Here is a 21,805-nt window from a genome sequence, read left to right on the forward strand (position 1 = left end):
CGCGGATCTCGGCCGCCGCCGCGTTCAGGTCCGCGGTCGCCGCACGGTTGGTCCGCGCCAGATCCGACAGACCCGCCACCATCGCGTTCAGCGTCACACCCAGACGGCCGACTTCGCCACCCGTGCGCACCTCCAGCTGGTCCGACAGGTTTCCCTCGCCGACCCGCTCGACGAAACTCATCACGCGCACCAGCGGCTGGACGATGAGGCGGTTGATCGCAACGCCGATCCCAAGGCAGATCAGGAGTGTCAGAAGCGTTCCGCCCCACAGGGCGACGCTCTCGTTGCGCTCGCCCCGCACGACACGCTCGGCCAGCGCCGTTCGTACCGCGCCTTCGAGCCCTTCGATGGCGGCGAGCCGCTCGCGGAAGGTATCGAACAGCCGCTTGCCCTGACCATTCGCCTCGATATGGACCGCCTCGTCGCGCTTTGCCGGATCGGCCGCGATCCGAATGGCGACCTCGCCGACTTCGGTCTGCCAACTGCGGGCTGCCGCAACGGCGTCGGCCAGCAGGCGCGTCCGCTCCGGATCCTGGCCGATCAGGCTCCTGAGCCTGTCGATCGCCTCATCCAGGGCTAGGCGACCTGTGCGATAGGGCTCGAGGCTGCCGTCGCGCCCCGTGATCAGGTAGCCGCGCAGCCCAGTCTCCTGATTGAGCATGGCCGCACGAAAATTGTCGAGGGCGCGGATCAGCTGGTTGGAGCGGCTCCGGGCATCGGTCGCCTCCCGCAACTGATCGCCCGTGATCAGGACCGCGCCGCTGCTCAGGACCGATACCAGTGCGATGACACCGATTGCACCGCCCAACAGGCGGTTGAGTCCCAGCGTTTGGGGCATGTTTTGCTGCATCCTGCTCGGACCTGCGGACGGAGCCGGTGAGGCCGCGACCGAGGTACACTGGCCTCTTAGCGCCGCGGCCCGGTCGATGCGAGCCATGACGTCATGCTCAGACGGCGACACCCTCAAATCGGCGAGACCGCCGCCGCGCCGCGGCCGATGTTTACGTATTGTAAACCGACAGGCGACTTGTAGTTGTGCAACATAGCGATCGTGTGTGCATCTAAACAGCGCGACCCGCAGTTCTCGATCGTAATGGTTGTGCAACAGGCGTTTGCGTTCCGTGAGATGCTGATTTCTTTCCTGATCGATACCGATCGCAAGGCTGATCCACTCGACGCGAATCTCAGGGCGCGCGCGCGTGTCGAGCAGGTCGACGTCGCGCTTCGTCTTGTGCCTTTCACGATTCTTGTGAGTCTCAGCGTCGTTCAGGTCATCGTCTACCTGTTCTGGCATCCGGGGAATCGCGGCTATCTCGCCGGCTTGGAGGCACTCGTCCTGCCATTGGCGGTCGTCTCGCTTCAGCAGTGCTGGCGTTGGCGCTCGCGCCCCAAACCCCTCGAGGTTGCGCCGTCCTTCGTCCAGAAGGTCGTCTTGGCCGCTCAGGCCTATGGGCTGCTCCTGGCCTCCATCCCGGTCATGTTGTTTGCCGGGGCTGATCCGAACGGGCGGCTCCTGATCGCTTCCAGCATCGCGGGTCTGATCGCGACAGGAATGAGCGCGGCGGTGCTGCCCCGGGTCGCCATCAGCTATTCAGGTCTTATCATCATCGGCTCGTTCATCGCCCTAGCGACGACGGGCGAGCCCTTCTACATCTATGTCGCCGTCCTGTTGTTTTTCTATTCGATCTTCATCTGCTTCACGATCCTTCATCTCAGCCGTCTGCTGACGATGCGGGTCATCGCGCAGATCGAGCTCGAGCGGCAGCAGGAATTCACCCATCTTCTGCTCAACGAATTCGAGGAAAGTGCCAGCGACTGGCTCTGGGAGACAGACGCAGACCTGCATCTCCAACACGTCTCGCAGCGCCTGATCGAAGTCGCCGGCTCCTCCGAGCGACAGCTGATGGGCCTGCCCCTGGAGCGGCTCCTCCTTCCGCCGCTTGCACCGCCCAAGAGCCATTCGAGCACCGCCCTCTGGAGCTGCATCGCGGAGCGGCGGGCCTTCCGAAATCTTCACCTGCAGCTCGATATCGCCGGCGAGCGACGGACTTGGTGCTTGAGCGGAAAGCCAACCTTCAATCGCGCCGGCGTGTTCTCCGGCTATCGCGGCGTCGGCTCGGATGTGACGGAGAAGCGGCGCTCCGAGGAGCGCCTGTCCTACCTCGCGCTGCACGATTCTCTCACGGATCTGCCGAACCGGGTCCTGTTCCATCAACTTCAGGAGGCGGCGCGGGAGCGGCTTGCGCAGGGCGAACGGTTCGCCGTGCTGGCACTCGACCTCGATGAGTTCAAGAGCGTCAACGACACGTTCGGCCACGCAGCCGGCGACAAGCTCCTCAAATCCGTCGCCGAGCGGCTGCGGAGCTTCGAGGCCGCACACGTGCAACTCGCCCGCCTCGCGGGCGATGAGTTTGCGGTTCTCGCGACCGGCCGGAGTGCCCGTGACCTGCACGCCGTCGAGGCGCTCGCGGGCGGCATCGTCGAAACGCTCGCCTCACCGTTCACCATCGATGGCATCCGGCTGAGCGTCAGCGTCAGCATCGGCATTGCCATCGCGCCGCAGGATGGGTGTCAGGAGATCATGCGGCGGGCCGATCTCGCGCTCTATCGCATGAAGAGCGAGGGGCGGAACGGCTACCGGTTCTACGAAGCGGAGATGGACGAACGGATCGAGGCACGTCGGGCCCTGACCGCTGACCTGCGGGGAGCCCTCGATCGCGACGAGTTCCTCCTCTACTTCCAGCCGATCGTCGCGGCCAAGGAGTGTCGCGTGCGCGGCTTCGAAGCCCTGCTGCGGTGGAAGCACCCTGTGCGGGGATTCGTCTCGCCCGGCGAGTTCATTCCCCTTGCCGAGGAAACGGGCGTGATCATCCCGCTCGGCGAATGGATCCTGCGCGAGGCCTGTCGGGTCGCGGTCGGCTGGCCGAACGATATCCGGATCGCCGTCAACCTATCACCGCGACAGTTCCGGCATTCGGATCTGCCGCAACTCGTGCGTTCCGCGCTCCGGACGACCGGTCTGGACGCGCCGCGCCTGGAACTGGAAGTCACGGAATCGGTGTTCCTCGAAGCTACGCCGGCGATCAATGCCACGCTCGTCAAACTCCGTGAGATGGGCGTGCGCCTCTCGCTCGACGATTTCGGGACCGGCTATTCGAGTCTCAGCTACCTGCGCCGGATCGCCTTCGACAAGATCAAGATCGATCAGAGTTTCGTCCGCGACCTCCCGCACGAGCGCAGCGCAGCCTCGATCGTGCGTGCGATCATCGACATGGCGACGAGCCTCGACATGACGATCACGGCGGAAGGCGTCGAGACGGATGCGCAGCGCATCTGCCTGCTCAACCAGGGCTGTCACGAGTTCCAGGGCTATCTGTTCAGCAAGCCGCTTCCGGCCGAGCAGGCCGGGGCGCTGGCGCGCAGCCGTCAACTCCTCCCGGCGGCGGTTCGGGCAGCGTAAGGTGCCCTCAGGCGCCGAGCGGCGCTACGCCGGCCGGGCTGGACTTACCGTCGGCCCCGTGCGGCGACGATTTCGGCCAGTACGGCAGGAATCCCTCGACGATGGTGCGCGGGATATCGAGCGGCCGGTAGTGGACCGTATCCACGAACATGAGCGACTGTTCCCCACGGCCGAGCAGGCCGTTGACCTCGCTGTGAATCTCGTGCGCCAGCGTCACGAATTTCCGGTTATGGCTCGCGATCGAGATCCGGATGGTGACCGGCTCGAACTCCATGGCCTCGCGCCGGAAGTCGTGATGAAAGGATTTCGTCAGGATATAGAAATCCGTAGATTTCAGGTCGAAATTCGGCATGCAGATGTTGAAGAAGAGCTCGCGCGCCTTGCCGACCCAGCGCACGTAATTGGCGAAATAGACGTTTCCGACCGAATTCGTGTCGTCGTAGGTCGGGATCAGGCGCAGAACGAACCAGTGCCCGTCGAAGCCATGGGAGGCGACGGTATCCGTTCGGTCCAGCGCCACCGGCACTGGTGCGGCCCGCGGCGCCCGCTCCGCCGAGGGAATCAGCTCTCCTACCGGCTGCGAGCCACGCCATCCGAGCACCTGCGCGATCATCGGCAGGGCGCCGATCAGGCCGATGAGCGGCGCGATGGCCAGGAGCGCCCAGCTCGGTGCCAGATAGCCGGTGACGAAGATCAGGCTCGCCGTGGCCCCGATCATGGCATTGAGGACCGAGTCGTACCGGCGCGCCGCGCCGAGTGTCTCGCAGACGAGGCACGCCGCCGCTCCGACGAGGAGCGTCGCGAAGGGCACCATCAAATAAAGCAGCGAAAGGTTTGCCCAGATTGCGGCCGCGGCGGCGGCGAGCGCCGCGCCTAGGATCCAAACGGGAGAGGCAACGAGTCCCGCCGGCACGAAGGCGAGGAGCGGCGAGTTGCTGCGCGCCGTGATCGACGTTCCGAGCCAGCGCGTCGCGCTGTAGAAGCTGTCGATCGTGGTGGCGGCCGCAATCGCCGTCCAGACGACGAAGGCAGCGGTGACGCCAGTCAGGGATTCGCGCCCGATCGCGTGCGCGACGGCCGCGTATGCGCCCGGCAGCCCATCTGACGAGATGACGGGCGCGCCGAGCCCTGCCCGCGCTGCGAGCAGCGCGTTGATCGTCAGAAGGCCGAGAAACAGGGCGGCGCCGGCGACATAGGCGACGCGTACGGATCCGCCCGTGCGCCGGATCTCGGCGGCGCGCTGCCACTGCTGGATGTCCATCCACGGGCCGAGCAGGAAGCCGACTAGCGAGGGAACGATGAGCCCGTAGAAACGCTCGTCGAAGGCGTGGAGCGGGACCTCCCCGCCAACTTGATGCACGGGCAAGCCGGCGAAGAGCGTCGCACTCGCCGAAAGCCCCAGGACTAGCGCCACCCCGTGGATGATCCGGATTCCGCGCAGCGGGACTGCGTGCCCGATCGAGCAGGCAATGAGAACCAGGGCTATCACGCCCACTGCGGCGTCATGACCGAACAGCGGAAGCCACGCATAGGCCGCGAATCCGAAGATCGTGATGGCGACCGCGAAGAACTGCGCCCCCAGGAAGAGGAGAGCGTAGGGCCCCTGCACGGCCGCCACGATGGCGTCCAGTTTCCGGCGCGGCGCCCCGAGCAGCCAGCCGAACAGGCCGAGCCCCGTCGCATTCGGAAGGGCGAAGGCAAGAAACCCGAGCCATCCATACGAGAGGGTCACGTGGATCGCGTAGAAAAAGCCGAGGCCCCAGAACCACGACAAAGCAATCGTGGGCGCCCAGGTCGCGGAGCGGATGAACTGGGAATGCATTGTGTCTGCAAGCGCTCCGTACCCGGAACAGCAATAGCGGATGTGGTTCGTTTCGGGAATATGCCCGGCGAAAAAGAAGCTGGATATAAGATATCCACCCCGCGAATTGCATCGCGCTGCTCTCCCAGGCCGGCGACCCCCGGGTCGCCGAGCGCGGCTGAGGCGGGCAAACCGCCCGAATGCGCGTGGTGGAGGCCCGGCGGCCCCGCGGCCCTTGACCGACTACGCTTGTCGCGTCCCGTGAGAGATGCGGAAGCGCCTATTTGCGCGAGGAACTGACCATCGTGGCCGGCACCGCGCCTTCCGACTGCGTGCTGCCGCAGGTCATGCGCAAGATGGAGCGGCTCGGCATAAGGGAATCGACCGTCGGTCTCGTGATCCCGGTGATCGGGCTGGTTCTGGTCCTGTCCGTCGACTGGTTCGTCGGGATCGCCCGGGCGCTCGGAAGCCTGATCGGCAATTGCGTCGCGACCGTCGTCATCGCAGCCCGGGGGCGCTATCGACTGCGCCCAGGCGCACCGGGTCCTGAACGGCGAGGACACGACGGACACGGCAGCGAGCCTCGAGACGTCGATCCCGCAGCCGCATTCCGCGTGACGGATCCGGCACGACACGGTTACTCAGCATGACATCGGATTCCGGAGACCCTTTATGAGTGCTGGAGCCTACAACCCGCCCTGCGGCGGCCTTCCCGGCCAGACGGCTCTGATGACCGGCCGCGCCGTGTTCACCGAGGCCTACGCGGTGATCCCGCACGGTGTGATGAGCGACATCGTCACGAGCCTCCTGCCGGGGTGGGACAAGGCCAAGGCCTGGATCCTGGCGCGGCCGCTCTCGGGCTTCGCCGAGACCTTCGCTCAATACCTCATGGAGGTCGCACCAGGCGGCGGCAGCGATTGCCCGGAGCCGGAGAGGCAGGCCCAGGGCGTGCTGTTCGTGGTGGAGGGCACGGCGAGCCTCGGGCTCGCGGGTGCCCGGCACGCCCTCCGGTCAGGCAGCTACGCGTATCTCGCCCCCGGCGCGGCCTGGACCCTGCGCAACGAGGGCGACGGCCCGGTGCGATTCCATTGGATCCGCAAGGCCTACCAGCCGGCGGCGGGGCTGGAAGCGCCGACCTCCTTCGTGACGCACGAATCAGCGGTTGAGCCGGCCGGGATGGTCGGGACGGAGGGGGCCTGGGCGACCACCCGCTTCGTCGCATCCGACGATCTGCGCCACGATATGCATGTGAACATCGTCAGCCTGCGTCCGGGCGCCTCGATCCCGTTCGAGGAGACGCATGTGATGGAGCACGGGCTGTTCGTTCTTGAGGGCAAGGCGGTCTACCGGCTGAATCGCGACTGGGTCGAGGTCGAGGCGGGCGACTTCATGTGGCTGCGCGCCTTCTGCCCGCAGGCCTGCTACGCGGGCGGGCCCGGCCCGTTCCGGTATCTCCTCTACAAGGACGTCAATCGGCATCCGGCGCTGGCGCTTCAAGGGCTGAGCCGTTGAGCACGTCGGCTCGCGACATCGTCGCCCGCCCACTGACCGCAGCGGCGTTCGCGCCGTTCGGCGCGGTCATTGATACCGACGCTGTCGCGCCTCGGCCGATGAATGCCGGAACGGCGCGCCGCTTCCATGATCTCGCCGAGATCGAGGTTGTCGGCGAGGGCGCCCGCGTCGTGATCGGCCTCGTGGAGGCGCAACCCTACCCAGTGCCGCTGCGCCTCAGCCTGGTGGAACGGCATCCGCTCGGTGCGCAGGCGTTCCTGCCTCTGACCGCGGCGCCATTCCTGGTCGTGGTCGCCCCGGACGAGAACGGCTGGCCCGGCCGGCCCCAGGCTTTCATCACCGGCCCCCGACAGGGGGTCTGCTACGCCCGCAACACGTGGCACGGCGTGCTCACGCCCTACGGTCAAAGGCAGGACTTCGTCGTGGTCGACCGCGGTGGACCGGGCGTGAACCTGGAGGAGTACACGTTCGCGGAGCCCTGGACCGTGCATCTGCCCGCTCTGGATTGAAGGCGCCTGCAGATCTCGTCATCCGTAATTTCTAGACGCTCGGGCGAGAGACGGGTTCGGCGAACCTCCGGTGAAGGGCGCGGGCGCGCCGGTTCCTGCAAAAGCTCGGACATGCAGCAAGGTTCACCGCCGCTCCCGTCATCGCGGGGCTGCGCAGCGGAGCGCGACATCGACACGCGCCCGTGCGCCAAGCCTTCACCGACGGTGCGTCCGGGTTCCGGGCTACCGGCCACACCCACGATACACGGCGCCGGTGAACCGCCAGAGAAGGCGGTGCGTGGACGATCCTCCCAGCGCATGAAGCCAGAACACCGTGCCGGATCGGGCGCGCGGTGCGTCGACCCGTCCTTCGGCGGCAGCCCGTCGCACGACGGGGCTCGCGTGATCGGGACCGCCGGCCGCGCACAGCATGTCAGGGCCGTGCGGATGCAATCAATCCAGGGGGCAACGCCGCGAAAGTCCGTTGACTGGCACCGGTCAGCGGCTATCGAAGCCGCAACGATGGAGTCCGCACCAACGCGGACCCGAGGAAGCGCCGGGCCGACGTGCCCCTACCGGAAAGGCCGCCATGTCATTGTCTCGAACGCCTCTGTCCCGTCGGCGATTCCTCGCGACGGGCTCGACGGCGCTGATCGCCGGCACCATGGCGGCCCCGCATGTGGCGCGGGCGCAGCGGGCGGATTTCACCTACAAATACGCCAACAACCTGCCCGACACGCATCCGATGAACATCCGCGCCCGCGAGATGGCGGATGCCCTGCGTGCGGAGAGCGGAGGGCGGTTCGATCTCAAGATCTTCCCGTCGAGCCAGCTCGGCTCGGATACCGACACCCTGAGCCAGCTGCGCTCGGGCAGCGTCGAGTTCTTCACGATGTCGCCGCTGATCCTCTCGACGCTGGTGCCCAACGCGTCGATCAACGGCATCGGCTACGCCTTCCCGAGCTATGACGCCGTCTGGCCGGCCATGGACGGCGAACTTGGCGCCTGGGTCCGCCAGCAGATCGCCAAGGCCGGGCTCGTCACCATGGAGAAGATCTGGGACAACGGCTATCGTCAGACGACCTCGTCGACCAAGCCGATCGCCACCCCCGACGATTTCAAGGGCTTCCGGATCCGCGTGCCGGTCTCCCCGCTCTGGACCTCGATGTTCCGGGCTTTTGACGCCGCGCCGGCCTCGATCAATCTGAACGAAACCTATTCGGCCCTGCAGACCAAGATCGTCGAGGGTCAGGAGAATCCGCTGGCGGTGATCTCCACTACGAAGTTCTACGAGGTTCAGAAGTACTGCTCGCTGACCAACCACATGTGGGACGGGTACTGGTTCCTCGCAAATCGCCGCGCCTGGGAGCGTATCCCGCCGGACCTGCGCACGATGGTAGCCCGCCACATCGACGCTGCCGGGCTCAAGGAGCGGGCCGACGTCGCGCAGCTCAACGCCAACCTGCAGGCTGAGCTTTCCAAGAACGGGATGGTGTTCAACAAGCCCGATCCGGAGCCCTTCCGCGACAAGCTGCGCAAGGCCGGCTTCTACGCCGAGTGGAAGAGCCGCTACGGCGAAGAGGGTTGGTCGTTGCTGGAGAAGGCCTGCGGGAAGCTCACCTGATGGGCACCGTGGGGGCGCCGCGCGGCGGGGTCGCGCCGTGCTCCCGGCGGGTGATGAACCTCGCGCATTTCCTGCGCCGGGCCGCGCGCCGGTTTCCGGATGCGGTGGGTCTGGCCTGGGGCGCGCGGAGCTGGACCTGGTCCGAACTCGACGCCCGGGTTGACGCCATGGCGGCAGCACTCGCTGCCCGCGGCGTATCCAAGGGTGACCGCGTTCTGGTCCAGGCGCGCAACAGCAATCAGCTGTTCGAATCGATGTTCGTCTGCTTCCGGCTCGGCGCCGTATGGGTGCCGACCAATTTCCGGCAGACGCCGCCGGAGGTGGCGTATCTCGCGCGCGCCAGCGGCGCTTCCGCGTTGATCTGCGGCGCGGGGTTCCCTGACCACGCTGCCGCCGTCCGCGCAGCATGCCCAAACCTGAATCGCGTGGTCGAGATCGGCGGACAGGCCTTCGGAGCGGATTACGACGCTCTCGTCGCCGAGCATCGGTTCCAATCCGCGCGCACGGCCGATGTCGAGCACGATGACCCGTGCTGGTTCTTCTTCACGTCGGGCACGACGGGACGCCCGAAGGCGGCGGTCCTCACCCATGGCCAGATGGCCTTCGTGGTCACCAATCACCTCTGCGACCTGATGCCGGGAACGACCGAGGCCGACGCGTCCCTGGTCGTCGCACCGCTCTCGCACGGTGCCGGCATCCACCAGCTCGCTCAGGTCGCGTCCGGCACCAAGACGGTGCTCACCGGCGCCGAGCGCCTGGACCCCGCGGAGGTCTGGGCGCTCGTGGAACGCTGGCGCATCACCAACCTCTTCACCGTGCCGACCATCGTGAAGCTGCTGACCGAGCATCCGGCGGTCGCTGCGCACGATCATTCCAGCCTGCGCCACGTGATCTATGCGGGCGCGCCGATGTACCGCGCGGACCAGCAGCACGCGCTGCGGGTGCTCGGACCGGTGCTGGTGCAGTATTTCGGGCTCGGTGAGGTGACCGGCAACATCACTGTGCTGCCGCCCCGCCTGCATTCGGCCGAGGACGGCCCTGATGTGAAGGTCGGCACCTGCGGGGTCGAGCGAACCGGCATGCAGGTTCAGATCCAGGACGCGGACGGGCGCGAGTGCCCGCCGGGGGAGACCGGTGAGATCTGTGTCTGCGGGCCCGCCGTCTTCGCGGGCTACTATGACAACCCGGAGGCCAACGCGGCGGCGTTCCGCGACGGCTGGTTCCGGACCGGCGATCTCGGCCATGTCGACACGGAAGGCTTCCTGTTCATCACCGGCCGCGCTTCCGACATGTACATCTCGGGCGGCTCGAACGTGTATCCGCGCGAGATCGAGGAGAAACTCCTGACGCATCCGGCGATCTCCGAAGCCGCGATCCTCGGTGTGCCGGACCCGGCCTGGGGCGAGGTCGGCGTTGCGGTCTGCGTCACGCGTCCCGGAATGTCGGTGGGTGAGGCGGACTTGATCGCGTGGCTGTCGGAAGCAGTCGCCCGCTACAAGCTGCCTCGACGGGTGTTCTTCTGGGAGGCCCTGCCGAAATCCGGCTATGGCAAGGTGACGAAGCGCGCGATTCGCGAAGGACTCGAAGAGCGCGGTGACCTGCCGCGCGATGAGATGGCGCCAGCGAGAGGTCGATAAGCCTTTCGCTGTTCATGTCGGCCACGGCGGCGCCCTCCGTTTTTGTGAGGGAAGCGAAGCCATTCTGGGCCGCCGGCCGTCGTCGTGCAATCGGGTTGCATCGCTTCCCACACGATGTCGGCGATGCCGAAGCCGGACGTCGATGCGGAACAAGGATCCGGTGAGCCGCTCCGACTGCACGACGCCCGATCGAGGGCGGGCGTTCGACGCAGCCTGACCGCCGGGAGGCGTCCTCCCCGCGGCATCATGTTCGCGCTGCATGACAGCCCGCGCGCGATGCCCCCTGACGCATCTGCCGGACCGACCGCATATTGCATTGCAACAAGCCGGGCAGCCCGCCCGGCGCTGATCGGGATCGGGCACGATGACCACTCTCGCGAACCTCGTCGGCCGTCTTGGTGTTGCCGTGCAGCGCGCCGCCGCCGGGCGCTACACCGAGCAGCGCGAGCGGATCCTGCGAACCGGCGCCGCCGGCATGATCTGACCCTCCCGGCACACTCGTCCCTGGTCGTACGCCTTCAAAGGAATCCGATCGAGAACCAGGGAATGAGGATGATGACGAGGAGCCCGACGAGCAGGGCGACAATGTAGCCGACGATCGGGCGCATCCCCGCGTCGGGATGGATGCGGCTGATGGCGCAGGCCGCGTAGTAGCCGACACCGAAGGGCGGCGCGAACAGCCCGATGCCCATCGCGAGGATCACCACCATCGCATAGTGGACTTCGTGGACGCCCACCGCCCGGGCGATCGGGAACAGCAGAGGGCCGAACAGCACGATCGCTGGGATGCCTTCCAGCACCGAGCCCAGGATGATGAAGGCGGCCGCCGAGACGAACAGGAAGCCGAGCGCCCCGCCGGGCAGGCTCTTCATGACCTCGGCCAAAGTCTGCGAGAAACCCGACTGGGTGAGCGCCCAGGCCATGCCGGTGGCCGCGCCGATGATCAGCAGGATCGCCCCGGACAAGGTCGCTGTGGTCACCAGCATCGGGTAGAGCCGCCGCCACTCGAATTGACGGTAGATCAGAAGACCCGCCAGCGCCGCGTAGACGATGCCGATGGTGGAGACTTCCGTGGCGGTGGCGATGCCCTCAACTACGGCGAAGCGGATGACGAAGGGCAGGGCCAGCGCCGGGATCGCCACCAGAAAGGATCGGCCGATGATCTGCCGCGACGGCCGGGCCACGTGGCTCAGGTCCTCGCCGCGGTAGCGCCACCAGACCAGCGCGCACAGGGTGACGGCGAGCACGAGGCCCGGCAGGAGGCCGCCGGTGAACAGAGCGGTGATCGAGACGCCCGTGACCGATCCGATGGTGATCAGCACGATCGAGGGCGGGATCGTCTCGGTCTGCGCGCCCGTGGTGGCCAGCAGCGCCACGAGGTCGCCCTCCTTGGCGCCGCGGGCCTTCATCTCCGGGAACAGGACCGGGGCGACGGCGGCCATGTCGGCGGCTTTCGAGCCGGAGATCCCCGAGACGAGGTACATCGCGCCGACCAGCACGTAGTGCAGGCCGCCCCGGACGTGGCCGAGCAGCGCTGCCAGGAATCCGACCATGGCCCGGGCCATGCCGGTCATCTCGATCAGCAGGCCGAGGAACACGAAGAGCGGCACCGCGAGCAGGATCAAGTGGCTCATGCCCTCGTCCATGCGCCCCACCACCACCATCGAGGGCGCGTTGGTGGTCAGCGTGATGTACGCGAAGGTCGAGAGGCCGAACGCGAAGGCGATCGGCACCCCGGCAAAGACCAGCGCGCCGACGCCGAAGACGAAGAACAGCAGCAGGTTGAGGTTGCCGAGGTCCATCAGCCAAGGCTGGAGCGCCACGAGGCCGGCAGCGAACGCCGCGCCCAGCACGAGCGCGCCCGCCGTCAGCTTCCAGTCAGCGGTTTCCAGCAGGCGGATCACCGCGACGATCAGCATGAGGCCCAGCCCGACCGGCAGGGCGGCCGCGCGCCACGCGTTGTTCAGCTCGAGCGCGGGCGTCTGGACGAAGGTCTCCTCGCTGGCGAATTCCCAGGCCGGCTCCAGCAGCAGCGCCACGAAGATCAGGCCGGCTACCAGGGCGACCGTCTCCAGAAAGGCGCGCAGGCGCGGTCCGCTCATGGCGACGAAGGCGGTCATGCGCATGTGCTCGGCACGGCGGAAGGCGACCACGGCCCCCAACATGGCGAGCCACAGGAACAGGATCGAGGCAAGTTCGTCCGACCAGACCAGAGGCTCACGGAACACGTAGCGGCTCACGACGCCCCCGAGCAGCACCCCGATCTCGGCCAGCACGAGGAGCGCCGCCGGAATCTCCACGAGATGGCCGAGCCCTGCATCGAGCCGGCGCAGCCAGGTTCGGGCGCGCAGGGGCGGCCCGGTCAATTCAACCCCCGCCGTCGTCTCGACGGCCGCGATATCGATCTGCATGGCGCCCTCCCGTCGGAGCCGGTCCCGATGCCGCTGCCCGCGGGAATGGCTCCAAGTGCGTCTTGTTGGTGCGTCTTGTTGAGCGTTCTGTCGTGCGTCTTGGCGCTCTCGTTCTCCGATACCCTTATCCGATCCGGTGGAAAGCGCTTCAGGTCAGTTTGCCCGACACGTCCTCAAGATGCGACCAGGCCACGTCGCCGTACTTGGTTTTCCAGTCCTTGTAGAAGCTGGTCCGTCCCAGGGCCTCGCGGAACCGTGCCCGGTCGACGTCGATGAAGCTGATGCCCTTGGCGGTGAGGCTCTGCCGAAGGGACTCGCTGAGCTTGGCGACGTCCGCGCGCTGGTCGGTCGCGGACCGGTCGAGTTCCCGCGACACGATCTGGCGCAGGTCCTCGGGCAGCCGCTGCCACGCCCGCTTGTTGCCGAGAATCCAGTAGCCGTCCCAGACATGCCCGGTCAGGCTGCAGGATTTCTGCACCTCGTAGAGCCGGGTGGTGGCCGTGATGGCAAGGGGATTCTCCTGACCCTCGACCACCTTGGTCTGGAGCGAGGAGTACAGCTCGTTGAAGTTGATCGGCGCCGCACCGGCTTCGAGCGCCTTGAACAGCGAGGTCAGCATCGGCGCGGGAGGCACGCGGATCTTGAACCCCTTCAGGTCCTCCGGCGTCCGAATCTCGCGGGTCGCGGAGGTGATCTGCCGGAAGCCGTTGTCCCAGACCTTGGACACGGCGAGGATTGGCGTCTTGGCGATCTGCTGGCGGACCCAGGCGCCAAGTTCGCCGTCCATGGCTGTCCAGACAGCGTCGTAATCCTTGAAGGCGAAGCCGGTGTTCGGCAGGCTCGCGGCCGGCACGAAGGTGGCTAGGATCGACGTTGCGAGATTGAAGAACTCGACGCTTCCGTTGCGAACCTGTGCCAGCAGGTCGGTGTCCGAGCCGAGCTGGTTGGCCGGGAACAGCTTGATTTCCAGACGGCCATTCGTAGCCTCGCGGATCCGGTCGAGAGCCTCTTGCCCCCTAAGGTTGACTGGATGTGTCGGATCCTGGCCGGTGGCGAGCTTGTAGGTGAATTCGGCGGCCTGACCCCGGCGGGTGAGGATACTGAAGGCCGGCAGGGTGGCCACGCCGACGAGCAGGCCGCGGCGACTGAGACGCGTGTCGCGCATGGTTTCACTCCCTGGATGTTTGGGGCTGCCCGATCCCCGCCGTTGATCGACGGTGGAGGGTACGGTCCGCGTTGTTATCCCCGATCGGCGGGTCCGAATCCGGCGCCCCGATCGCGCGTCGTTCGCGGATGCCTAGGCACCGTCGCCGTTGAGCAGGCGGTAGGCGCGGATCACCTGGCTGTCGTCCGCGGTGCCGTCGCCGCGACCGGAGGTCGAGACGAAGAGCTGGTGGGCGAGCGCCGCCAGCGGCAGCGCCGCCCCGGCGCCGCGGCCGGCCTCCAGCACGATGCCGAGGTCTTTGACGAAGATGTCGACCGCGCTGGTTACCGGCGGCATGTCCTCCAGCATCCGGGGGCCGCGGTCGCCCAGCATCCAGCTCGCGGCAGAGGAGCCCGAAAGGATCTCCAGCACCACGTCGAGATCGACCCCGACGCGACCGGCGAGCGCCAGCGCCTCGGCCGCCGCCGCGATATGGACGCCGCACAGGAGTTGATTGACAGCCTTGACGGTGGCGCCCTGTCCGGCGCGTTCGCCGACATGGAAGATCCGGTCGCCCAGCGCGTCGAGGACCGGCCGCAAGAATCTCAGGGTCTCGGCGGGCGCCGCGGCCATGATGGTGAGCTTGGCCGCCTGCGCACCAACGACTCCGCCCGAGACCGGCGCGTCGACGAAGCGTCGACCGCGCGCCGCAACGCGCTCGGCCAGATGTTCCACCGCCAGCGGCGGGCAGGTCGCCATCAGGACCACGATGCCGTCCGGTGCAAGGGCGTCGAGGGCGCCCTCGGTGAACAGCACGGTTTCGGCCTGCGCGACGTTGACCACCATCAGGAGGAGCGCGTCGGCGCCATCGGCCGCCCGAATCGGGGTCTCGGCCGCCGTGCCGCCGGCGGTTTCGAGAGCTTTGCGGCTCTCAGGCCGCAGGTCGTAGCCGTGCACCGGGAAGCCCGCCGCGACCAGGTTGATCGCCATCGGCAGGCCCATGGCGCCGAGGCCGACGAAGGCGAGGCGGCTCAGAGCCATGCCCGAATGCTCCGGGTCATCGCGGTGGCCGAGATGCCGTAGCGGTCGTGGAGCGTCGGCAGGGCGCCGGCATCGAGAAATTCGTCCGGCAGGCCGATCTGGCGGAAGCCGCGCCCCGGCATCACACCTGCGCGCATCAGGAGGCCGGCCACCGCCTCGCCGAGGCCGCCGATCACACTGTGGTTCTCGGCCACCACCACGACCCGGCCGCCGCGCCCGGCCTCGTGGAGGATCGTCGCCGTGTCGAGGGGCTTGATCGTCGGAACGTGCAGGACCGCAACGTCGACCCGGTCGTCACGCAGAGCCTCGGCCACCTCCAGAGCGCGCATGGTCATCAGGCCCGACGAGATCACCAGGACGTCGCGCCCGTCGCGGATCACCTTGGCCTTGCCGAGTTCGAACGTGTAGCCGTACGTGTCGAGCACCAGCGGGACGTTGCCGCGCAGGAGCCGGAGGTAGACCGGCCCCTTATGTGCCGCCATGGCGGGCACGACCTGCTCGATCTCATGGGCGTCACAGGGATCGATGATCGTGAGGTTCGGCATCCCGCGGAAGATCGCGAGATCCTCCGTGGCCTGATGGCTCGGACCGTAGCCGGTGGTCAGGCCGGGCAGCGCGCAGGCGATCTTGACGTCGAGATTCTCCTCCGCGATCGCCAGGCAGATGAAGTCGTAGGCGCGCCGCGCCGCGAACACCGCGTAAGTGGTGGCGAACGGCGTGAACCCCTCCCGTGCGAGACCGGCGGCCGCGCTCATCAGGAGCTGCTCGGCCATTCCCATCTGGTAGAAGCGTTCGGGATGGGCCTGCGCGAAGATGTGCAGGTCCGTGTATTTCGACAAATCCGCCGAGAGGCCGACGATGTCGGGCCGTGTCCTGGCCAGTTCGACCAGGGCGTGGCCGAAAGGCGCCACCTTGGTGCGCTGCCCGGGGGCAGCCAGCGAGGCGATCATCGCCGAGGTCTTGGCGCCGTTGCCGGCGCGGGGGGCAGGCTTCTCGTATTTGGAGCGTCTCACCGCACTCTCCCCTCGTCCAGGATCGACAGGGCCTGACGCCACTCGTCCGGCTCGACCCGCAGGAAGTGATTGCGGTCGCGCGCTTCGAGGAAGGGCACCCCCTTCGCCATGCGGGTGTCGCAGATGATGACTCGGGGCTCGGGGCCCGGATGGTGCCGGGCGGCGTCGAAGGCCTTCACCAGCGCGTCGATGTCGTTGCCGTCGACCCGCTGCACGAACCAGTTGAACGCCGCGAATTTCGGCGCGAGCGGCTCGAAGTTGAGCACACCGGTCGAGGCTCCGTCGGCCTGCATGCCGTTGACGTCGACGAGGCCGATCAGGTTGTCGAGCTTGAACGAGCCGGCCGACATGGCGGCCTCCCAGGTCGAACCCTCGTCGAGTTCGCCGTCGGAAAACAGGTTGTAGATGAAGCTCTTGGAGCCCTTCCGCTTCAGCCCCAGCGCCATGCCGACCGCGATCCCGAGCCCGTGGCCCAGCGACCCGCCGGTGATCTCCATACCCGGCGTGTAGGCAGCCATCCCGGACATCGGCAGGCGGCTGTCGTCGCCGCCGTAGCTCGTCAGTTCGTCCTCGGGGAGGATCTCGGCCTCGATCAGGGCCGCGTAGAGGGCGATGGCGTAGTGGCCGATCGACAGGAGGAAGCGGTCGCGCCCCTCCCATTCCGGGTCCTCGGGCCGGTAGCTCAGCGCGTGGAAGTAGCTCACCGCCAGCACGTCAGCGATGCCGAGCGCCTGGGCGATGTAGCCCTGGCCCTGGACCTCGCCCATGCGCAGGGCGTGGCGGCGGATGCGGTAGGCGCGCTCGCCGAGCGGTACGTTGGAACCGGCGCGGGGCCGCTCGGTAGGGGATGGAGACGTCATGGCGCGGCCCTCAATGGATCAGCATGCCGCCGTTCACGTCGATCACCGCGCCGGTGATGTAGGTGGACAGGTCGGAGGCTAGGAACAGGCAGGCGTTGGCGACATCGTCCGCCACGCCGAGGCGCCCAAGCGGGATGCCCTTGGCGATCTCATCTTTCAGCTCCGGGGTGAGCTTGCCGCCGGTGATGTCGGTCTGGATCAGGCCCGGCGTCACGGAATTCACCCGCACGCCGTCGGGGCCGAGTTCGCGGGCCATGGCCTTCGCGAGGCCGAGCACGCCACCCTTGGCGGCGCTGTAATGCGGGCCGCCGAAGATGCCGCCGCCCCGCTGGGCGGAGACCGACGACATGCACACGATGGCGCCGGAGCCATGACCGCGCATCGTTGGGATCACCGCCTGGCTCATGTAGAGCGTGCCGCGCAGATTCACGTCGGTAACGGCGTCGTAGTTCTCCGGCCCAATCTCCATGATCTTGAGGGGCTGGGTGATGCCGGCATTGTTGACGAGCACATCGATCCGGCCGAAACGGGCCACGATCTCGTCGGCGGCGACCGTACAGGCCGCCCGGTCGGTCACGTTGCAGGCCAGTCCGATATGGCCGGGACCGATCTCGCGGGCCGCGGCCTCGGCTTGGCCGGCGTCGAGGTCGAGGATCGCGACCTGGGCACCGTGCTTTGCGAAGAGTTGCGCAGTGGCTTTTCCGATGCCGCGCGCAGAGGCCGCGCCGGTGATCACGCACACCCGATCGTTCAGAAGCATGGAATCCTCCCGGCGACCCGCGCCAGCGCGGGATCGAACCTGTCGTCATGACGGAGGGGACGTCGGGCCGGAAACCGTGATGCTGCGCATCCGGCGGCCTGCGGCGTCGTCTCCCTCGTCAGTGTTGTTGCGGGAAGAGTGCCGCGCCGCCGCATCGGCGGCAAACGCGGAATTTGCACGCGTAGGTGAATCCGGTTCACCTCTCCCGGTGTCAGCCCAGGTCGGGGCTCAGCGCGATCCCGAGCTCCTCCGCGAGCCAGCGCGCGAAGGCCCGCAACGGCGCGCGGCGGCGCGCATCGAGCGGGCAGACGAAGTGGTGGCCGATATAGCTGATATCCTGTCCGCGCCCGGCCAGCGGCGCGACGAGGCGGCCGGCTGCCACTTCCCGCTCGGCGAGGCGGGTGGATTCCAGGGCGACACCGAGCCCGTCCGCGGCGGCGGCGAGGGCCAGGAAACTCCGGTCGAAGCGGATGCCCGCGCTCGGCTGCGCGGCGAGTTGGTTACGTTCGAACCAGTGGGACCAGCGCACCTGCTTGTTGTCGCTCTGGATCAGGGTCTGCTTCAGCAGATCGGCTGGTTCGCGGATCTGCGCAGCCCTCGCGGGATTGCAGAGCGGCGTGACCGTCTCCAGGCCCAGCGGCATGCGCACCAGACCTTCACCGCGGGGCGGACCGTAGACGATATCGGCGTCGAACTCGTCGGTGATGAAGCGGGCGTAGTCCATACCGGCGGCGAGACGCACCTCGAAGTCCGGATTCGCGCTGAGGAAGCGTGCGAGCCGCGGTGCCAGCCATTGCGCGGCGAAGCTCGGCGCGCAGTGCAGCCGGAGCAGTTGCGGTCCGCGATTCGCCACCAGGTCGAAGCCGCGGTTGAGTTCCGCGAAGGCGCGTCCGACATGGTCGCACAGCGCCTCGCCGGCGGGGGTCGGAACTATGCCCTGACCCGCACGCTCGAACAGGACGACGCCCAGGGTCTCTTCCATCTTGCGCAGGGCGTGACTGACCGCGCTGGGAGAGAGGTTGAGCTCACCGGCGGCGGCCTTGAACGAGCGACGCCGCGCGGCAGCCTCGAAGATCCGGACGGCGGACAGGGGAACGGGCGGCCTCATCCCGGGCAGAATGAGCCGCGATCTCCGGCGCTGGCAACGGCGCCGCCGCAGTGGTGGCGCACGGCTCGACGCGCGACTGGATCAAGCCGACCGAATATTGCGGATCCGGACCTTCGCGACATGAGGTGCGGTTTTGCCCCGCTGGGCGACCTCGCAGAGGGCGGCCACCATCGAATCGGTCTCTACCTCTAGGTCGGATGGCCCGAGATCGTAGCGGGCGTTGCGCCAAGCGATGAGGATGCAGGCGAGGACCACCGACATACTGGCCGCCAGGGGCGCAATAACCAGAGCGGCGAGGGGACTCACCGGGGTCAGGATTGCCGCTGTCGTGAGGCCGCTTGCTATCCCCGCCGCAATCAAGACGATCATCGGAGCCTCGCCCGATCTGTGTGGCCGAGTCCTGCGCCCGATCACTGCCAGATGGTCGCGGCATGACAGTTAATTATTCGTTAATATGAAGCTTTTGCCGGTTATTTTCGCCGGTCAGCGATAGCGATTGCTTGCCGTTGGGGGCTGGTGGTGTCGGGCGCCGTACGGAGCGAGGCCGGTCGCTCCGCCATGGATTGTTCGTGCTCTCAAGGACGGACAATCGACCCGAGCGATCAGATTTTCATCGCCAATTCGAACGACTTCACAACGGGCGATTGTAGGATCGTGCGCCGGACTGCGACGATCACGATAGAATCTCCGTATCGTTAGGCCCGGAATCAAGGCATCTTACTCGCTGAGAGACACGATATCCGCAGGCCTGCGCGGAGCAGGAACTGATGACACCTCCGCGGATCTTTCGGACGCTTCCTCCAACGCGGCGTTCATACGGATCAAACATCCGCAACATGACGAACTGATACGCCGAGATCATCTCTGGTACAGAACGATCCCTTGCTGCCGATGGTTGCGCGGTGTTAGCCCTTGCCCGAGTGGCGTATGGGAAAACTGTCTCCGATGGCCATTGATATTCGAGCTGACGCGCGTCTGCGCGAGATCGCAGCCGTCATGGGCTGTCCGGTCGAATGGTTCTACGCGTCGGAAGGCGAAGCGGGCGACGCCACTATGACCTACGAGCTGCTCTGCTTATGGCACGCGATACAGGAGCCTCAGGGCCGCGAACGCGTGCTCAAGAGCGCTCGACACGAGGCTCAAAGGGAGACGCAGGGCGCGAAGGCTGCCGAGTGAGCGTGCCATACGCCGTCTCGAAGGCAGGCATAGGCAGAGGCGTACTCCGATGTCGATGACGCCGGAAACAACATTGTGCGGCCCTGGCGTGGTGAACGCAGGTGTCGGATCAGGAGAGACTTGAGCGCTGCCCGGACTTGGGATCAGGTGCCGCGGAACCCGAGCTTGGCGTTCGGCAGCCTGCTTCATCGCAGCCGGGAACTGATAGCCGTCAATGACCCTGGGCTATCCAGCTCAGAACCGTTGCACAGCGCTCGGCCTGCTCGCGGGTCAGTCCTGACGCGACGGCCGCGCCGTTGCGATAGACCACGAAAGTGCCGTCGTCGGTCGCGCGGATCTTGATGGAAGCCATTATTCGGCTCCCGACGTCAGGACCTGAAGCTGGGACAGCCCGGAAGAGGTGATCTGCCAGACTGCTACAGAAGCTTCCAGACCATCGTGCGAGCCGATCCGCTGGACGTGGCCGGTGCTTTCCAGCGCGGAGAGCCGGCTGTGATCGCCGGGCCATGAGGCGTCTGCCCTTTTGCGGATCGAAATCCGGCAATCTCGGGCCTCTGCTGCCTTGTTGAGAAGGCGGCGATCGTGATTCACCCGCATCGGCACTCCGGCTTGGCTCGGAACGGTACGCATTACCTACGTACAGGCTGGCCGATATGGTTAAGCTTGGCAACCCCGCGAACGAAACCGCCTTTGGATCGGGTCCGCCATTCCGTCCAGGCACCACCCGCCGGACCGCCAATGCGAAGCCACCACGCGTCGTCCATCTGGGGCATCGCCAGGATCGACCCAGGGACGAATGCTCCGATGGAGCATCGAAGGCGCCACGCCGCATAGGTCCCGTCGGCGCCCGACATGCCGATGTCTGTGGGCCAAGCCACGTCTCGGCTGACCGGACAGGCGGAAGAGCGGCGCCCAGAATCCATTGCGAGAACGCCATACCTGCCGGGTGAGGCCAACAGGATTTCCGTGTCGGAGGCACGAAAAAGGCCGGCCGGGGAACCCGGCCGGCCGTCGGTTCGCCGTCGGTGGCGCTTACCGCAGGAGCTGGAGAACGCCCTGCTGTGCGGAGTTGGCGAGCGACAGGGCCGAGATGCCCATCGACTGACGTGTCGACAGCGCCTGCGAGTTGGCCGCTTCCTGGTTCAGGTCGGCATTGGTCAGGTTGGCCGAGCCGGTCTGCAGCACGTTGATCAGCTGCTTGGAGAAGTCCTGCCGGTTCTGCACCACCGACAGGTTCGAGCCCAGCGTGCTCGCCGCCGAGTTCAGGCTGTTGCCGGCGCTCGTCAGGGTCGCCAGCGTCTTGTTGACGTCCGCGTTGAGCAGGAAGTTGCCGAGACCGGTCTGGCTCGTCGAGCTGTTGGAGTTGGTAATCGCCGACAGGCCGAGGCCGCTGGCGGTCGCGTCCACCGAGGCGACGTTCAGGTTGGAGCTGCCGGTGTCGTTGAACTTGATGTTCATGTCATTGCCCTTGCCGGCAATGAGGTTGACGCCGTTGTAGCTGGCGTCGCCGGCGAGCTGCGTGATCTGGTTGAGCAGGTTGTTGTACTGCTGGGCCAGGGAGGCGCGCTGGGTCACGCCGGAGATCGACAGGTCGCTGCTGACCACCGTGGAGGCGGTGACGCCGCCAGCGGTGTAGGTCGAGGCGGTGGTCGAGGACGAGGTGAAGCCGAGCGCGGCCTGGCTGGCGGCGTTCTGGAATTCGACGTCAGCCTGGGCGTTCAGCACGATCTTGGTGCCGGTGCTGTCGAGGGAGAAGATCGCGCCGGCGCC

Annotated in this window: 19 protein-coding genes and 1 pseudogene; 7 read left to right on the top strand and 13 right to left on the bottom strand. The window is 66.9% G+C overall.

Features of this window, described 5'->3' with window-relative positions; all coding sequences use genetic code 11:
- Positions 1 to 1,294 (bottom strand): CHASE3 domain-containing protein (locus tag BLT59_RS29150; protein ID WP_280141097.1); only part of this gene is annotated, 1,294 nt, incomplete at its 3' end.
- On the opposite strand from BLT59_RS29150, the gene BLT59_RS29155 reads away from it, so the two are divergent.
- On the top strand, positions 1,250 to 3,460 hold the full coding sequence (locus BLT59_RS29155; RefSeq protein ID WP_280141098.1) for a putative bifunctional diguanylate cyclase/phosphodiesterase: 2,211 nt from the start codon (positions 1,250 to 1,252) through the stop codon (positions 3,458 to 3,460). The genes BLT59_RS29150 and BLT59_RS29155 overlap by 45 nt on opposite strands.
- Positions 3,461 to 3,467: 7 nt before the next feature.
- On the opposite strand, the gene BLT59_RS29160 is transcribed toward BLT59_RS29155, so the two are convergent.
- A complete protein-coding gene (locus BLT59_RS29160) occupies positions 3,468 to 5,282 on the bottom strand; it encodes an acyl-CoA thioesterase (protein ID WP_091789376.1) in 1,815 nt (604 codons plus the stop codon).
- 260 nt (positions 5,283 to 5,542) lie between these two features.
- On the opposite strand from BLT59_RS29160, the pseudogene BLT59_RS29165 reads away from it, so the two are divergent.
- The 5 genes and pseudogenes from BLT59_RS29165 to BLT59_RS29185 form a co-directional block, all read left to right on the top strand.
- Positions 5,543 to 5,879, top strand: a pseudogene (locus BLT59_RS29165) (hypothetical protein); the annotation flags it as partial.
- A gap of 54 nt (positions 5,880 to 5,933) precedes the next feature.
- Positions 5,934 to 6,773, top strand: a complete 840-nt coding sequence (locus BLT59_RS29170) for a bifunctional allantoicase/(S)-ureidoglycine aminohydrolase (RefSeq protein WP_091789379.1) — start codon at positions 5,934 to 5,936, stop codon at positions 6,771 to 6,773.
- Entirely contained in the window at positions 6,770 to 7,282 is a 513-nt protein-coding gene (locus BLT59_RS29175) for an ureidoglycolate lyase (RefSeq protein WP_091789382.1), read from the top strand. The genes BLT59_RS29170 and BLT59_RS29175 overlap by 4 nt, the downstream gene beginning before the upstream one ends.
- A 568-nt stretch (positions 7,283 to 7,850) precedes the next feature.
- Positions 7,851 to 8,885: a TRAP transporter substrate-binding protein gene (locus BLT59_RS29180; protein WP_091789385.1), complete on the top strand. Its 1,035-nt coding sequence runs from the start codon at positions 7,851 to 7,853 to the stop codon at positions 8,883 to 8,885.
- Positions 8,885 to 10,522 carry an acyl-CoA synthetase gene (locus BLT59_RS29185; protein WP_091789388.1) on the top strand — a complete coding sequence of 546 codons (1,638 nt, stop codon included), beginning with the start codon at positions 8,885 to 8,887 and terminating at the stop codon, positions 10,520 to 10,522. Before BLT59_RS29180 ends, BLT59_RS29185 begins: the two co-directional genes overlap by 1 nt.
- Before the next feature lie 518 nt (positions 10,523 to 11,040).
- Here the strand turns inward: BLT59_RS29185 and BLT59_RS29190 are convergent.
- The 8 genes from BLT59_RS29190 to BLT59_RS29225 form a co-directional block, all read right to left on the bottom strand.
- The gene (locus BLT59_RS29190; RefSeq protein ID WP_091789391.1) at positions 11,041 to 12,933 is read right to left on the bottom strand and encodes a TRAP transporter large permease; all 1,893 of its coding nucleotides are present in this window, start codon (positions 12,931 to 12,933) and stop codon (positions 11,041 to 11,043) included.
- 148 nt (positions 12,934 to 13,081) lie between these two features.
- Positions 13,082 to 14,098 (bottom strand): TRAP transporter substrate-binding protein, encoded by a 1,017-nt coding sequence (locus BLT59_RS29195; RefSeq protein ID WP_091789394.1) that lies wholly within the window; start codon positions 14,096 to 14,098, stop codon positions 13,082 to 13,084.
- Between the two features lie 132 nt (positions 14,099 to 14,230).
- Positions 14,231 to 15,118 carry an NAD(P)-dependent oxidoreductase gene (locus tag BLT59_RS29200; protein ID WP_091789397.1) on the bottom strand — a complete coding sequence of 296 codons (888 nt, stop codon included), beginning with the start codon at positions 15,116 to 15,118 and terminating at the stop codon, positions 14,231 to 14,233.
- Positions 15,109 to 16,131, bottom strand: coding sequence for a transketolase family protein (locus tag BLT59_RS29205; protein ID WP_091789400.1), 1,023 nt, complete (start codon positions 16,129 to 16,131; stop codon positions 15,109 to 15,111). The genes BLT59_RS29200 and BLT59_RS29205 overlap by 10 nt, the downstream gene beginning before the upstream one ends.
- Positions 16,128 to 16,991 carry a transketolase gene (locus BLT59_RS29210; protein WP_091789403.1) on the bottom strand — a complete coding sequence of 288 codons (864 nt, stop codon included), beginning with the start codon at positions 16,989 to 16,991 and terminating at the stop codon, positions 16,128 to 16,130. Before BLT59_RS29210 ends, BLT59_RS29205 begins: the two co-directional genes overlap by 4 nt.
- A gap of 10 nt (positions 16,992 to 17,001) precedes the next feature.
- Positions 17,002 to 17,751 carry an SDR family NAD(P)-dependent oxidoreductase gene (locus tag BLT59_RS29215; RefSeq protein WP_091789407.1) on the bottom strand — a complete coding sequence of 250 codons (750 nt, stop codon included), beginning with the start codon at positions 17,749 to 17,751 and terminating at the stop codon, positions 17,002 to 17,004.
- A 211-nt stretch (positions 17,752 to 17,962) separates the two neighbouring features.
- Positions 17,963 to 18,859, bottom strand: a complete 897-nt coding sequence (locus BLT59_RS29220) for a LysR substrate-binding domain-containing protein (RefSeq protein ID WP_091789410.1) — start codon at positions 18,857 to 18,859, stop codon at positions 17,963 to 17,965.
- A gap of 81 nt (positions 18,860 to 18,940) precedes the next feature.
- Complete coding sequence (locus BLT59_RS29225; RefSeq protein ID WP_091789413.1) at positions 18,941 to 19,228, bottom strand: hypothetical protein; 288 nt, start codon at positions 19,226 to 19,228, stop codon at positions 18,941 to 18,943.
- Positions 19,229 to 19,804: 576 nt separating this feature from the next.
- Here BLT59_RS29225 and BLT59_RS29230 point away from each other — a divergent pair.
- Positions 19,805 to 20,035: a hypothetical protein gene (locus BLT59_RS29230; RefSeq protein WP_091789416.1), complete on the top strand. Its 231-nt coding sequence runs from the start codon at positions 19,805 to 19,807 to the stop codon at positions 20,033 to 20,035.
- Positions 20,036 to 20,246: 211 nt separating this feature from the next.
- Here BLT59_RS29230 and BLT59_RS31580 read toward each other — a convergent pair whose 3' ends face one another.
- The 3 genes from BLT59_RS31580 to BLT59_RS29240 all read right to left on the bottom strand — a co-directional run.
- The gene (locus tag BLT59_RS31580) at positions 20,247 to 20,387 is read right to left on the bottom strand and encodes a hypothetical protein (protein WP_173009467.1); all 141 of its coding nucleotides are present in this window, start codon (positions 20,385 to 20,387) and stop codon (positions 20,247 to 20,249) included.
- On the bottom strand, positions 20,387 to 20,632 hold the full coding sequence (locus BLT59_RS29235) for a hypothetical protein (RefSeq protein WP_091789418.1): 246 nt from the start codon (positions 20,630 to 20,632) through the stop codon (positions 20,387 to 20,389). The genes BLT59_RS31580 and BLT59_RS29235 overlap by 1 nt, the downstream gene beginning before the upstream one ends.
- 435 nt (positions 20,633 to 21,067) lie before the next feature.
- Positions 21,068 to 21,805, bottom strand: a 738-nt coding sequence (locus BLT59_RS29240; RefSeq protein ID WP_280141099.1) for a flagellin, incomplete at its 5' end; no start/stop codon positions are given.

It is taken from the genome of Methylobacterium sp. UNC378MF (assembly GCF_900103195.1).
Classification (GTDB): Bacteria; Pseudomonadota; Alphaproteobacteria; order Rhizobiales; family Beijerinckiaceae; genus Methylobacterium.

Excerpts from the sequence above, each read along its gene's own strand:
- BLT59_RS29160 (WP_091789376.1), bottom strand. The coding sequence starts at position 5,282 with ATGCATTCCCAGTTCATCCGCTCCGCGACCTGGGCGCCCACGATTGCT.
- BLT59_RS29170 (WP_091789379.1), top strand. The coding sequence starts at position 5,934 with ATGAGTGCTGGAGCCTACAACCCGCCCTGCGGCGGCCTTCCCGGCCAG.
- BLT59_RS29180 (WP_091789385.1), top strand. The coding sequence starts at position 7,851 with ATGTCATTGTCTCGAACGCCTCTGTCCCGTCGGCGATTCCTCGCGACG.
- BLT59_RS29185 (WP_091789388.1), top strand. The coding sequence starts at position 8,885 with ATGGGCACCGTGGGGGCGCCGCGCGGCGGGGTCGCGCCGTGCTCCCGG.
- BLT59_RS29190 (WP_091789391.1), bottom strand. The coding sequence starts at position 12,933 with ATGCAGATCGATATCGCGGCCGTCGAGACGACGGCGGGGGTTGAATTG.
- BLT59_RS29195 (WP_091789394.1), bottom strand. The coding sequence starts at position 14,098 with ATGCGCGACACGCGTCTCAGTCGCCGCGGCCTGCTCGTCGGCGTGGCC.
- BLT59_RS29200 (WP_091789397.1), bottom strand. The coding sequence starts at position 15,118 with ATGGCTCTGAGCCGCCTCGCCTTCGTCGGCCTCGGCGCCATGGGCCTG.
- BLT59_RS29210 (WP_091789403.1), bottom strand. The coding sequence starts at position 16,991 with ATGACGTCTCCATCCCCTACCGAGCGGCCCCGCGCCGGTTCCAACGTA.
- BLT59_RS29215 (WP_091789407.1), bottom strand. The coding sequence starts at position 17,751 with ATGCTTCTGAACGATCGGGTGTGCGTGATCACCGGCGCGGCCTCTGCG.
- BLT59_RS29220 (WP_091789410.1), bottom strand. The coding sequence starts at position 18,859 with ATGAGGCCGCCCGTTCCCCTGTCCGCCGTCCGGATCTTCGAGGCTGCC.
- BLT59_RS29225 (WP_091789413.1), bottom strand. The coding sequence starts at position 19,228 with ATGATCGTCTTGATTGCGGCGGGGATAGCAAGCGGCCTCACGACAGCG.
- BLT59_RS29230 (WP_091789416.1), top strand. The coding sequence starts at position 19,805 with ATGGCCATTGATATTCGAGCTGACGCGCGTCTGCGCGAGATCGCAGCC.
- BLT59_RS31580 (WP_173009467.1), bottom strand. The coding sequence starts at position 20,387 with ATGGCTTCCATCAAGATCCGCGCGACCGACGACGGCACTTTCGTGGTC.
- BLT59_RS29235 (WP_091789418.1), bottom strand. The coding sequence starts at position 20,632 with ATGCGGGTGAATCACGATCGCCGCCTTCTCAACAAGGCAGCAGAGGCC.